The organism is Candidatus Accumulibacter contiguus (assembly GCF_012940005.1).
Lineage (GTDB): Bacteria > Pseudomonadota > Gammaproteobacteria > Burkholderiales > Rhodocyclaceae > Accumulibacter > Accumulibacter contiguus.
In genome coordinates, this window is sequence record NZ_SPMX01000078.1 from 14,300 (window position 1) to 26,801 (window position 12,502).

The window sequence follows — 12,502 nt, forward strand, 5'->3', positions numbered from 1 at the left end:
GATCAGGACTGCAGCGATGTGTCAAATCGCTCCATCTGGATCGCGGGTTTTTAATGTGAAAGTCGCGTATGCGACTCACGAATCTCCCCTCCCCCCTCGCGGGGGCGCAGGCGGGGTTTCGCGGAGCACCGCTCCGCGCCGCCGCAGCCGGCCCGCGATGCAGCGCGGGCCGTGGAAGGGGTCGAGGGAGAGGGAAACGGTCATGACTTTCATGATCGGGGGTGCCTGGAAAAGTCATGACCGTTAGCGAAACCCGAAAAACGCGCGCATCTTGCCCAGGATGCTCTGGGCACGCAGCGAAACCTCGGTGCTCGCGCGCCCCAGATGGTCCTCTTGAAACCGGGCCAATTCCCGTTCGCGGGTGGCGACAATGCGCGCGATTTCCTCGGCAATTTCGGGGCGTGAACGGATCACCTGCTCGAAGTTTGCCTGGTCCAATCGGTAGCATTGCGCGTAACTCCTGGCGATCAATGTGGCGCGGCGTGGCTCTCCAGTCATCATCCCGATCTCGCCGAACACCTCGCCCGGCTCCAGAGTGGCGACATGGCGGCGGCTTTGCGCGGGACCTTCGATCCAGACATCGACTTCCCCTTCGGCCAGCAGGTAGAGCGAATCCCCTGCCACGCCCTGACGAATGATCACCTCCCCGTTGGCAAACGGAGTGTAGGTCAGACCTTCGGCCAGGATCGCAAGCTCGCCCTCGGTCAGCCCGCTGAACAGATCGACAGAGCGGAGAACTGCCTGGCGACGTTGCCGGTCGCGTGCCTGGCTCTGCTCGCGGCGCTGTTGCGAATCGATGACCATATGCACGCTGTGCTCGGTGATCGCGAACTCGATCTCGGCGCGCTGCAAAGCAGCGAACAGGCACATCCTGACCGCGGAATCGGTAGGGGAATCGGGGCCAGGGTCCACCAACCAATAGCGTAGCGCATAACGGCCGAATCCAGAACCGAACTCCATCAGCACACAACCCGGCTCGGGCTCTTTGGCGACATTCGCGATGTCAGCCGCCGTCACCGCCGCTACGGCGATCTCGATCACACGTCCCGGCGGGATCGAGCAATGCACGTTGAACCACAGCCAGCGCCGCCACTCCGGTTGCCTTTGGCCAGGACTCGAAATGACGGTAAACGGGTTTTTCATCAAGACGCTGTTGGGAAAGACCACGGTTTCGCCGTCGCGTGTCTCCACCGCCGTGTAACGCCAGCGGATTTCGGAGATTCGACCCGAGACGCTGCCGATGCTGATCCAGTCGCCGATCTTGAGCGAACTTTCCAACTGCAGCAGCAGCCCTCCCATGGTGTTGCCCAGCGTATCCTGCATCGAGAAGGCAACGACCGCCGTGATCAGCGCCGAGGTCGTGACCAGGCTCGCCAGATCCATGCCGGCAAGACGCAATCGCACCAGAACCCAGGCGATGTATCCGACAAAAATCAACAGGTCCTCGATGATTCTTGGCGTGCGCAGGCGGATCAACGGGAAGGTCAGGCGGAACAGCAGCAACCCGGTCAAATGGATCATGATCAGACCGGAACCCAGGACGAAGATCTCGTGGACGATCTCTGCCCCGCTGTGTAGACCGAAGGCTTCGAGCACGGCCGAGACGAACTTGCCAAGAAGGCAAAATACGTACAGTTCCAGCGAGTTGATGATCACCCGCCGATCGGCGCGCAGGAAACGCAGAAGAAGGAGCCCCAACCCAAAAGTAAAACCAAGCGCCCAGGGCAGTTCCGGGCGCCAGAAATAGCCGACCGCGGTTTCCCATAGCTGCAGCATCAGTATTTCTCCGAGAGGGTTTCGTTCCGGTCTGCTTGCCAGTTCCCGCCGCAGCAGACGGCGCGGGAATCGGGTTACCCGAGTTCGACGATTTTGCGCCTAAGTAATTGATTATGATAGGTTAGATTGTTATGTAGTGGCGCATTTAAAGCCTTAAAGTTCAATAACTTATCTGCCATCCGTCGAACTTGGGGGGGTTACGGTTCAAATAGTGAATCTTCCGTGATGGCTACCAAACATTCTTCGATGGCCAAGTCGGAATAAATATTCACCCACTCGCCGGTATGGCGCATGTATGACATATTGAATCGCTCTCTTCCGGTATATTCCAGTCGGGAGAATTTCGCTTCAAAAAACGGCACCATTGCATCCGGGTGTGGGACGCAATACTTCGCACAAAAGTAAAAATAATGGCGATACCACTTGGTATAAATATCGGCGATATAGTTGTGCTGAAATTGGTCTGGCGCAGGCGGAGACTGGATATACTTCGGCTTCAGAACCGTCTCGACGACAGCAATTCCCGGCATAAGTTGCCCAAGCCATTGATTACAAATAGTTCCCAAATTGCATGCACAGGTTTGGTGCGTTAATTGTCAATATAAATCAACATGTTAAATCAGGCCGGGAATTGCTGTCTCGACGAGTTCGTCCGCTTTTTGTTGCAAATCGGCCTTTACCTGCGCTGACACCTTGGGTGCGACAGGTTTGGGCGGGCTGAAAACCCACGCTTTTCGAATATTAGCCATATCTCCTCCTGCATCTCAATCCTGAACTTCTGTGCTTCTGGGAATTTTTCCTGCATGTGAATAATAAAGTGTGGATTCAAATGCCGTGATCGAAGTCTGAATCTCTTTCATCCCCCAGGGTTCTGGCGATTTTCCGGGATCACAGACGGGATGCACAGGCTACCGCGGAGCGATTCCGCAGCAGCGCGGCTTCGGGTTTCACCCCAGCGCTTCAGCTCTCGACCCGATACTCCGCCGACCGCGCGTGCGCCGGCAGGCCCTCCCCATACGCCAGCGTTGCCGCGATGCGGCCCAGGGTTTTCGAACCGGCCTGTGACACCCGGATCAGGCTGGTCCGTTTCTGGAAGTCGTACACCCCCAGCGGTGACGAGAAGCGGGCGCTGCCGGACGTCGGCAGGACGTGGTTGGGGCCGGCACAGTAGTCGCCGAGAGCCTCCGAAGTGTAAGGGCCGATGAAGATCGCACCGGCATGCTGAATCTTGTTCACCCAGGCTTCGGCATCGACCAGCGAGAGTTCGAGGTGTTCGGGTGCGATGCGGTTGGCGATGCGGCAGGCTTCGTCGAGATCGCGCACCTGGATCAGCGCGCCGCGATTTTCGAGTGCTGCACGAATGACCCGCTGACGCGGCATCGTTGGCAGTAGTGCGTCGAGCGAAGCGGCAACGCGGTCGAGGTAATCGGCATCCGGACAGATCAGGATCGACTGCGCGAGTTCGTCGTGTTCGGCTTGCGAGAAAAGGTCCATGGCTACCCAGTCGGGGTCGGTCTGCCCATCGCAAATGACGAGTATTTCCGACGGACCGGCGACCATGTCGATGCCGACGACGCCAAAGACACGGCGCTTGGCGGCGGCGACATAGGCGTTGCCGGGGCCGACGATCTTGTCTACCTGGGGAATGGTCTCTGTACCGTAGGCGAGAGCGGCGACCGCCTGCGCGCCGCCGATGGTGAAGACGCGATCGACGCCGGCCAATGCCGCAGCGGCGAGAACCAGCGGGTTGTTCTCGCCAGCCGGCGTCGGCACGACCATGATCAGTTCCCTGACCCCGGCGACACGCGCCGGAATCGCGTTCATCAGCACGGAAGAGGGGTACGAGGCCTTGCCGCCGGGGACGTAGAGGCCGACGCGGTCGAGCGGCGTCACCTTCTGGCCCAGCATCGTGCCGCGCGTTTCCTCGCTTTCGTCTTCGTATTGCCAGCTCTGCAGAGGCTGCCGCAGGTGGTAGCTGCGCACGCGCTCGGCAGCGGCTTCGAGCGCCTGGCGCTGTGCTGGTGGCAGGCTGGAGAGTGCCTGCTGCAGTTTGTTCTGAGAGAGTTCGAGTTCGGCCATCGAATGGACCCTCAGGGCATCGAAACGCCGGGTGTACTCGATCACTGCGGCGTCGCCGTGTGCTTTCACCTCGGAGAGGATGCCGGCGACCGTCTGTTCGACGCAGGCATCCTGCGCCGCCTCGAAGGCCAGCAGCGCATCGAGGCGGGCCTGGAAGTCGGCGTCCGTGCTGGATAGGCGCTTGATCTCAATCATTGGTCGATGACTCCGTGACTTCGGCGATGGCTTCGAGAATCGGCGCCAGCATTTCGCGTTTCAGCTTGAGTGCGGCCTGATTGACGATCAGCCGCGACGAGATGTCCATGATGTGCTCGCAGGCGAGCAGATTGTTGGCTTTCAGCGTATTGCCGGTGGACACCAGGTCGACGATGGCATCGGCAAGTCCGGCCAGCGGTGCCAGTTCCATCGACCCGTAGAGCTTGATCAGGTCGACATGTACGCCCTTGGCCGCGAAGTGTTCGCGGGCAATATTGACGTACTTGGTCGCCACCTTGAGGCGCGCGCCCTGGCGCACGGCGTGCGCGTAGTCGAAACCGGCGGGTACGGCGACCATCATCCGGCACCTGGCGATCTTCAGGTCGATCGGCTGGTAGAGACCTTCACTGCCGTGCTCGAGCAAAACGTCCTTGCCGGCGACGCCGAGGTCGGCGGCACCGTATTGCACATAGGTCGGGGTATCGGTGGCGCGGACGATGACCACGCGGACATTTTCCCGATTGGTCGGGATGATCAAGCGGCGCGAGGTCTCTGGATCCTCGAGCGGCTCGATCCCGGCGGCTGCCAGCAGGGGCAGAGTCTCGTCAAAAATCCGGCCCTTCGATAGAGCAATGGTGATGCCGTCCACGGCCTTTTCCCTGCGCGACAAAGCCCGCATTCTACCGCAATGCAGCGGCCGGAGCGGCACACGCGAGAGTCAGTCGGCAAGGGAAGGAACGAGGCGAGGTGCCCTTCGCTGCTTTCCTGAAGCGGGCAGTATTGCCCTGAAGGGTTAGAGTTTAGGCATAAATGGCGTATTATTCGGGCGCCGTGGCGCAAGCAGGGGGAAAGCCTGCAGAAAAGCAAGAGTTATGCAGCGCACGCGGTCACGATGGCGCTGGATCTGGTCGTTCCTTTGGAGAGTTCCCAGGGGGCAACCGGGGTATTCAGCTGCCGCAAACACCGGAGGAGCACTCAGATGGACCAACTGCATCTTTACATCAACCTTGGACTGATTCTGGCCTTCGTCGCCGGCAATGCCTTTTTTGTCGGTTCGGAGATCGCCATTTCCTCGGCCCGCCGCAGCCGCATCAGGCAATTGTCAGAGGAGGGCGATCGGCGCGCAGCACGGGTCGAGATGCTGCACAATGAGCCGGAACGTTTCTACTCGGTGACCCAGGTCGGCATCACCCTGGTTTCCCTGGGCCTTGGCGCCGTCGGTATGGAGACGATCAGCACGCTGACCGATTCGACCTTCGTCTCGACCTTTGCCCTGTTCGGCGACAGCGAAGCCCTCGTCAAGGCAGCACACACGGTCTCGTACGTCTTCGCCTTTATCGTCATTTCGTTTCTGCATGTGGTCGCCGGCGAGCTGGCGCCCAAGGTGCTGGCCTTTCACAAGGCCGAGCAGATGAGCATGGCGGTTGGCGGCATCATCAACATTCTTTACCTCACCTTCCGGCCGCTGATCTACATCATGAAGCTGTCTTCAGACGCGTTGCTGCGGCTTTTCGGGCAGCGGAATCTCGAAGGCGAAGGCCATAGCCACTTCACGATGTCGGTCGAGGAAATCCGCATGATTCTCTCGGCGAGCGAGAAGGATGGGACACTGGCGCCGGAGGAAACGGAGATGATCCGCGGGGTGTTCAAACTCGACGAGCACACGGTGCGCGAGGCCATGATCCCGCGCACGCGCATCCGGGCCCTGGCGCAGGAAGATACCTTGGCCGACGCCCTGCGTGTCTTCCGCGACGTGCCACACGCACGCTTCCCGGTGTACGACAAGAGCCTGGACCGGATCACTGGCGTGGTCGCCATCAAGGAATTGCTGACGGTGATGGCCGAGAGTACCGGCCAGACGCTCGAAGAAGTCAGTCACCGTCCAGTCGGTGACTTTGTGCAGGCGCCGTACGTCGTTCCCAACAGCAAGTTGCTGAGCGACCTGCTCAAGGACTTCAAGCGCACCCGGCAGCAGATGGCGGTGGTGATCGACGAGTATGGCGGCACCGAGGGCATCATCACGCTCGAAGACATCCTCGAGGAAATCGTCGGCGACTACGAGGATGAATTCACTCGCCAGGCGAGGCGAGTCAGGAAACTGATTGGCAGTCAGTATGAAATCGACGCCTCGATGCGGGTTTCCGATCTCGACGTCCTGCTTGATTTCCCGTTCCCGACTGATGACGACTACGTCACCCTCGCGGGATTGTTCTACAAGAGGCACGGCAGCGTGCCGAAAGTCGGCGATACCGTCCAGCTGGAAGGCGGCCAACTGACGGTGCTCGAGATGGACAACCATCGGATCACCCTGTTGAAGTTCGAAGATACCGCCGTTGGAGACGATGGGGTCGTCCGTCTGGTCGAAAACTCTTCGGCAGCAGATGCCAGTTTGCCATCCACGGACGAGTCGCACGCAACGAATGACCGCTAGCCAGTGACGACGGCTTGCCGGGCTCGTCGCAGCGATTCCCGCGGTTGCTAGCGAACGCAATCGACCGAGTAGACCGGCTTGCCGTCGACGATTGCCTTGACCAGGCCATGGACGTCGGTCTCGAAGCCAGGGAAACGCTCGTTGAAATCGCGCGCGAATTGCAGGTAGCGAACGATCGTGGCGTTGAAGCGCTCGCCCGGGATCAACAGGGGAATTCCCGGTGGGTAGGGAGTCAGCAGGGTGCTGGTGATCCTTCCCTCCAGATCGTCGATCGGAACGCGGTCAATCTCGCGATGTGCCATACGGGCAAAAGCATCGGTCGGCTTCATTGCCGGCTCCATGTCCGAGAGGTACATGCGAGTGGTCAGATGCGCGACATCGTTGGCCGCGTAGATGCCGTGGATCTGCTTGCAGAGGTCTTTCAGCCCGCATTTCTCGTAGCGCGGATTCTTGGCCAGGAACTCCGGCATCACCTTCCACAAGGGCATGTTCTGGTCGTAACCATCCTTGAACTGCTGCAGTTCGGTGACCAGCGTGTTCCAGCGACCCTTGGTGATGCCGATGGTGAACATGATGAAGAAGGAATAGAGACCACATTTCTCGACAATGATGCCGTGCTCGGCCAGGTACTTGGTGACGATCGCCGCCGGAATTCCCCAATCGGCGAAGTCTCCATCGACATCGAGTCCCGGCGTAATGACCGTTGCCTTGATCGGGTCGAGCATGTTGAAGCCTTCGGCGAGCATGCCGAAGCCGTGCCAACGTTCGCCGGGCTTGAGGATCCACGCCGAGCGGTCTTCGAGGCCTTCTTCCGACAGGTCTTCCGGGCCCCAGACCTTGAACCACCAGTCGGCACCCCATTCCTTTTCGACCTTGCGCATCGTGCTGCGGAAGTTGAGCGCTTCGGCTATTGATTCGTCCACCAGTGCGGTGCCGCCGGGGGCTTCCATCATCGCTGCCGCGACGTCGCAGGAGGCGATGATCGCGTACTGCGGCGAGGTCGAGGTGTGCATCAGGTACGCTTCGTTGAAGACATCGCGGTCGAGTTTGCGCCCTTCGGAATCCTGGACGAGAATCTGCGAGGCTTGCGAGAGACCGGCCAGCAGCTTGTGCGTCGACTGCGTCGAAAAGATCATCGCATCCTTGCAGCGCGGGCGATCAGCGCCGATGGCATGGTAATCGCCGTAGAAATCATGGAAAGCCGCGTGCGGCAGCCAGGCTTCGTCGAAGTGCAGGGTATCGATCACGCCATCGAGCATTTCCTTGATTTCTTCGACATTGTAGAGGATGCCGTCGTAGGTGCTCTGGGTGATGGTGAGTACGCGCGGTTTGGCGGCGACCGCGCGCGCGAAGGGATGCGCCGCGATCTTCTTCTGGATGTTCTCCCAGCGGAACTCTTCTTTCGGTATCGGTCCGATGATCCCGTAGTGGTTGCGGGTCGGCATCAGGAAGACCGGGATGGCACCGGTCATGATGATCGAATGAAGAATCGATTTGTGGCAGTTGCGATCGACGACGACGACGTCGCCTGGCGCGACGGTCGAATGCCAGACGATCTTGTTCGAGGTCGAGGTGCCGTTGGTGACGAAAAACAGGTGGTCGGCATTGAAGATTCGCGCCGCATTGCGCTCCGAGGCGGCGACCGGACCGGTGTGGTCGAGTAACTGACCGAGTTCCTCGACGGCGTTGCAGACATCGGCGCGCAGCATGTTCTCGCCGAAGAACTGGTGGAACATCCGCCCGACCGGACTTTTCAGGAAAGCGACACCGCCCGAGTGACCGGGGCAGTGCCAGGAATACGATCCGTCCTCGGCATAGTGCGTCAAGGCGCGGAAGAAGGGTGGCGCCAGGCTCTCCAGGTAGGCCTTGGCCTCGCGGACCACGTGGCGGCCGATGAACTCGGAAGTATCCTCGAACATGTGAATGAAGCCATGCAACTCGCGCAGCACGTCGTTCGGGATGTGCCGGGAGGTGCGCGTTTCGCCGTACAGGAAGATCGGGATGTCCTCGTTGCGGCAGCGAATCTCCTTGACGAAGGCACGCAGACTGCCGACGGTCTGGTCGGCCTTGCCGTGTCTGAAGTCTTCATCGTCGATGGACAGAATGAAGGCCGAGGCGCGGCTTTGTTGCTGGGCAAACGAAGTCAGGTCACCATAACTGGTCACGCCGAAGACTTCAAAGCCCTTCTTCTCGATCGCCTTGGCCAGCGCGCGAATCCCGAGCCCGCCGGTGTTTTCCGAACGGTAGTCTTTGTCGATGACGATGACCGGGAAATTGAAATGCATTCAGGGATCCAGTATCAGGAGTCGGTTGGCTGGGGGGCGGCGACAAGCGCAGCACAGTTGATTTGCCTGCATGCCTCGGTACCTTGCGGTGTGTGGCGTCGCATGCCCATCAGATCTTCGGCAAGGTCACGCCCATCTGGCCCTGATACTTGCCGCCACGATCCTTGTACGATATTTCACATTCCTCGTCGGATTCGAAGAACAGAACCTGCGCGATGCCTTCATTGGCGTAAATCTTGGCGGGCAGTGGCGTCGTATTCGAGAACTCGAGCGTTACATGGCCTTCCCACTCGGGTTCAAAAGGCGTGACGTTTACGATGATGCCGCAACGTGCATAGGTACTCTTCCCGAGGCAGACTGTCAGGACGCTGCGCGGAATGCGGAAATACTCGATGGTCCGCGCCAGGGCAAAGGAGTTCGGCGGGATGATGCAGAAATCGTTCTTGACCTCGACGAACGAATTCGGATCGAAGTTCTTCGGGTCAACGATCGTCGAATTCAGATTGGTGAACAGCTTGAATTCGTTCGAACAGCGAATGTCGTAGCCGTAGCTGGAGGTGCCGTAGGAAACGATGCGGCGACCATCGATCTCGCGCACCTGATTCGGCTCGAAAGGTTCGATCATGCCGTGCTCTGCCGCCATGCGGCGGATCCACCTATCCGATTTGATTGACATTGCCGCTTACCCCAACACACCGCTGATCCAGGAAAGGCTCTCATTCTACGGTGTCCAGGCAACAGAAGGAACTGCTGTCGAGAGCGCTGCAGTTCTCGTACTTGCGGTCTCGTGCACGCTGTTTGATGTGAAAGTCGCGTCAGCGACTCACGAATCCAGCCCTGAGCCTTGTCGAAGGGCTCCCCTCCCCACTATGACTTTCATGATCGGGGGTGCCTGGAAAAGTCATGACCGTTAGCTGCCCTTGCCGGCAGGCGTGTGGCAAGGCTCAGATGGCTCAAATGCAGGACGGCCCGGCCCCGTCGCTGCCGGAGGAAGGCCGTTCAAGTGTTCTGTACGACGATACTCGGAAACTTTGCACTCATGTCCCTGGCGCGCTCGGCAACCTTGACCGCCAGGCGGCGCGCAATCGTCCGATAAATCTCGGCAGCGCGCGATTCCGGTGCACCGACCACTGTCGGCTTGCCGGAGTCGGTCAGTTCGCGAATCGAGAGTTCCAGTGGCAGGGCGCCGAGGAACTCGGTGTCGTAGTCCCGGCACATCTGCTCGCCGCCGCCCTGACCGAAAATGTATTCCTCGTGTCCACACTGCGTGCAGATGTGGATGCTCATGTTTTCCACCAGGCCGAGAATCGGGATGCCGACCTTCTCGAACATCTTTAGTCCCTTGCGCGCGTCGATCAGGGCGATGTCCTGTGGGGTGGTGACGATGACCGCACCGGTGACCGGGACCTTCTGTGCCAGCGTCAGCTGCGTGTCGCCGGTTCCTGGCGGCAGGTCAACCACCAGATAATCGACATCCTGCCAGTTGGTCTGCTTGAGCAATTGTTCGAGCGCCTGGGTGACCATCGGCCCGCGCCAGACCATCGGTGAATCGACGTCGATCATGAACCCGATCGACATCGCCTGCAGGCCATGCGCCCATAGTGGATCCATCGACGTACCATCCTGTGATTCCGGTTTCTGTCCGGCCAGGCCGAGCATCTGCGGCTGTGAAGGACCGTAGATGTCGGCGTCGAGCAGACCCACGCTGGCCCCTTCCTGGGCCAGCGCCAATGCCAGATTCACCGCCGTCGTGCTCTTGCCGACGCCCCCCCTTGCCGGAGGCGATGGCGATGATGTTCTTGACGCCGGGCAGCGGCTTCAGGCCACGCTGAACGGTGTGCGCGACGATCTTGACCGTGACATTGACACTGACATTGCCGACTCCGGGGATGCTCCTGAGCTTTGTGAGCACCGCGCGCCGAATGTCGTCCAGCTGGGTTTTTGCCGGATAACCCAATTCGATATCGAGCGCGAGGTCGGCGCCGTCGATCCTGATGTTCCTGGCGGAACGTGTGGAGACAAAATCCTTTTGGGTATTGGGATCGATCAACTCCTTGAGTGCCGCCTGTACGGCTTCAGTCGTTACAGCCATTGGTCAAAGCTCCTGTGGTGGATACCAGAGTAATTTAGTAAAGTTTAACCGAAATATCGGCAAAGCACACGCAAGCCCGCGATGCCGGGTGCAGTAGTTCGGCAGTTGGCAGACCGGAGGGAAACTATGGATCGACTAGCGCCGGAAGCAGACCAGCGGCGCTTGATCAGAAGATCGCGGGCTGGCTGTGGTAGCGAACCCAGTCTCGCCATGTGGCGAATACCGTCGGATCGAGTGCAGCGATTACCGGGCGTCGCCAGACATCATCCGCGTTGTAGTCATCCTGTGCAAGGGTACACATCTGGCCGCCGGCTTCGCGCAGGATCAGGCTGCCGGCGGCGTAGTCCCAGAGCATCTGGCCGCCATGCAGATAGAGATCGAGCCGACCCGCGGCGAGGTTGCACCAGTCGAGTGTCGAGCTGCCGAAATTGCGCTGTGAGTAAAAAGGCGGGCTGACTGCGATTCGGTCAGCCAGTGGCTTCGGGATCCGTTTGAAGTCTACTCCCCCGACGGCGCGACGGATATCCGCGGTCACCTGGCGCAAGGGCAGGCGGCGGCCATTGAGGTAGGCGCCATTGCCTTCACGGGCATAGAACATTTCGTCGGTGATCGGATTGTAGGTCACCGCCAGGCGTGCGCGCCGCGCACTCATCCAGGCGATGGAAACGGCAAAGCAGGGCAGCCCGTTGATGAAATTGGTGGTGCCGTCAATCGGGTCGATACACCACAGCCCGTGCTCGTCGGTGCTGCCGTCTTGCCAACCGGCTCGTTGCACCGCCGGTGTCATTTCTTCGCCAATGATCGGGCAGGCGTGGATCTCGGTCAGACGCCCCATGAGAAAATGCTGCGCAGCGAGGTCGGCTTCCGAGCACAGCGAACCATCGTCCTTGCGTTGTCCATGACTGACGCGCAGGAAACGCGGAATGATCTCGCGTTGCGCCACCTCGCGGACCACCGCGACGCTGGCGTCGAGCATGCGCTTCAGCTTGGCGTCAGTGATCGCCGGCGTGCCTGCGCCTTCTTCATCGCACATGCTGAATCAGTTGCGCCACTTGATCGAGCAACCCATGCTGGCGGTCTGCTCGTGTGGGCCGCGACCGGTTTCGGCAACCAGGCGCATTGCCTCGACCAGTTCGCGTCGGGCATCGGGAGGGGCCGGCAGACGGCCGCTGGCGTCCAGACGTCCACGATACTGTAATTGCAGATGGCGGTTGAAGCCGAAGAAGTCCGGCGTGCACACCGCTTTGTAGCTGCGAGCCACATCCTGGGTGGCGTCAAGCAGATAGGGAAAGGGGAAATGCAGATCCCTGGCCACCCGTTGCATGTTTTCAAAGGAGTCTTCCGGGTATTCGGCCGGATCATTGCTCATGATGGCTGCGACGCCGATACCCAGAGCCTGTAGCGCGCGCGCGTCGCGGCAAATGCGGTCGATGATCGCCTGGACATAGGGGCAGTGGTTGCAGATGAACATCAGTAGCAACCCGTTCGGACCACGCAGGCTGGCGAGGGTTTGCCGGGAACCATGGGTATCCTCGAGTTCGAAGTCAACGGCCTGCCAGCCAAAGTCACAAACCGGGGGGGTGAGCGCCATAAAGAAGATGCCTCCAAACAACGACCATCGAACAGCGAAACTCTTATAATACC

At 59.9% G+C, this 12,502-nt stretch carries 10 protein-coding genes and 1 pseudogene; 1 reads left to right on the top strand and 10 read right to left on the bottom strand.

Going from position 1 to position 12,502, the window contains the following annotated elements; translation table 11 throughout:
• Positions 1-243: 243 nt before the first annotated feature.
• From E4Q08_RS20675 to hisG, 5 genes are all read right to left on the bottom strand, one after another.
• Complete coding sequence (locus E4Q08_RS20675; RefSeq protein WP_169071765.1) at positions 244-1,776, bottom strand: mechanosensitive ion channel family protein; 1,533 nt, start codon at positions 1,774-1,776, stop codon at positions 244-246.
• Positions 1,777-1,973: 197 nt separating this feature from the next.
• Complete coding sequence (locus E4Q08_RS20680) at positions 1,974-2,306, bottom strand: DUF3024 domain-containing protein (protein ID WP_169071766.1); 333 nt, start codon at positions 2,304-2,306, stop codon at positions 1,974-1,976.
• Between the two features lie 84 nt (positions 2,307-2,390).
• On the bottom strand, positions 2,391-2,525 hold the full coding sequence (locus tag E4Q08_RS25510) for a hypothetical protein (RefSeq protein ID WP_256436019.1): 135 nt from the start codon (positions 2,523-2,525) through the stop codon (positions 2,391-2,393).
• Between the two features lie 211 nt (positions 2,526-2,736).
• Positions 2,737-4,050: a histidinol dehydrogenase gene (gene hisD, locus E4Q08_RS20685; protein WP_169071767.1), complete on the bottom strand. Its 1,314-nt coding sequence runs from the start codon at positions 4,048-4,050 to the stop codon at positions 2,737-2,739.
• Positions 4,043-4,699, bottom strand: a complete 657-nt coding sequence (hisG, locus tag E4Q08_RS20690) for an ATP phosphoribosyltransferase (protein WP_034916291.1) — start codon at positions 4,697-4,699, stop codon at positions 4,043-4,045. The genes hisD and hisG overlap by 8 nt, the downstream gene beginning before the upstream one ends.
• Before the next feature lie 330 nt (positions 4,700-5,029).
• On the opposite strand from hisG, the gene E4Q08_RS20695 reads away from it, so the two are divergent.
• Positions 5,030-6,481, top strand: coding sequence for a hemolysin family protein (locus tag E4Q08_RS20695; RefSeq protein ID WP_034916285.1), 1,452 nt, complete (start codon positions 5,030-5,032; stop codon positions 6,479-6,481).
• Between the two features lie 47 nt (positions 6,482-6,528).
• On the opposite strand, the gene E4Q08_RS20700 is transcribed toward E4Q08_RS20695, so the two are convergent.
• The 5 genes and pseudogenes from E4Q08_RS20700 to E4Q08_RS20720 form a co-directional block, all read right to left on the bottom strand.
• A complete protein-coding gene (locus E4Q08_RS20700) occupies positions 6,529-8,766 on the bottom strand; it encodes an arginine/lysine/ornithine decarboxylase (protein WP_169071768.1) in 2,238 nt (745 codons plus the stop codon).
• A 109-nt stretch (positions 8,767-8,875) separates the two neighbouring features.
• The gene (gene dcd / locus E4Q08_RS20705; protein ID WP_169071769.1) at positions 8,876-9,442 is read right to left on the bottom strand and encodes a dCTP deaminase; all 567 of its coding nucleotides are present in this window, start codon (positions 9,440-9,442) and stop codon (positions 8,876-8,878) included.
• A 323-nt stretch (positions 9,443-9,765) separates the two neighbouring features.
• Positions 9,766-10,858 (bottom strand): annotated as a pseudogene (gene apbC, locus E4Q08_RS20710) (iron-sulfur cluster carrier protein ApbC).
• 166 nt (positions 10,859-11,024) lie between these two features.
• On the bottom strand, positions 11,025-11,834 hold the full coding sequence (locus E4Q08_RS20715) for an inositol monophosphatase family protein (protein WP_034917593.1): 810 nt from the start codon (positions 11,832-11,834) through the stop codon (positions 11,025-11,027).
• A gap of 63 nt (positions 11,835-11,897) precedes the next feature.
• The gene (locus E4Q08_RS20720) at positions 11,898-12,449 is read right to left on the bottom strand and encodes a thioredoxin family protein (RefSeq protein ID WP_169071770.1); all 552 of its coding nucleotides are present in this window, start codon (positions 12,447-12,449) and stop codon (positions 11,898-11,900) included.
• Positions 12,450-12,502: the final 53 nt, after the last annotated feature.

Excerpts from the sequence above, each read along its gene's own strand:
- E4Q08_RS20695 (WP_034916285.1), top strand. The coding sequence starts at position 5,030 with ATGGACCAACTGCATCTTTACATCAACCTTGGACTGATTCTGGCCTTC.
- E4Q08_RS20715 (WP_034917593.1), bottom strand. The coding sequence starts at position 11,834 with ATGCTCGACGCCAGCGTCGCGGTGGTCCGCGAGGTGGCGCAACGCGAG.
- E4Q08_RS20680 (WP_169071766.1), bottom strand. The coding sequence starts at position 2,306 with ATGCCGGGAATTGCTGTCGTCGAGACGGTTCTGAAGCCGAAGTATATC.
- E4Q08_RS20700 (WP_169071768.1), bottom strand. The coding sequence starts at position 8,766 with ATGCATTTCAATTTCCCGGTCATCGTCATCGACAAAGACTACCGTTCG.
- hisD (WP_169071767.1), bottom strand. The coding sequence starts at position 4,050 with ATGATTGAGATCAAGCGCCTATCCAGCACGGACGCCGACTTCCAGGCC.
- dcd (WP_169071769.1), bottom strand. The coding sequence starts at position 9,442 with ATGTCAATCAAATCGGATAGGTGGATCCGCCGCATGGCGGCAGAGCAC.
- E4Q08_RS20675 (WP_169071765.1), bottom strand. The coding sequence starts at position 1,776 with ATGCTGCAGCTATGGGAAACCGCGGTCGGCTATTTCTGGCGCCCGGAA.
- E4Q08_RS20720 (WP_169071770.1), bottom strand. The coding sequence starts at position 12,449 with ATGGCGCTCACCCCCCCGGTTTGTGACTTTGGCTGGCAGGCCGTTGAC.
- E4Q08_RS25510 (WP_256436019.1), bottom strand. The coding sequence starts at position 2,525 with ATGGCTAATATTCGAAAAGCGTGGGTTTTCAGCCCGCCCAAACCTGTC.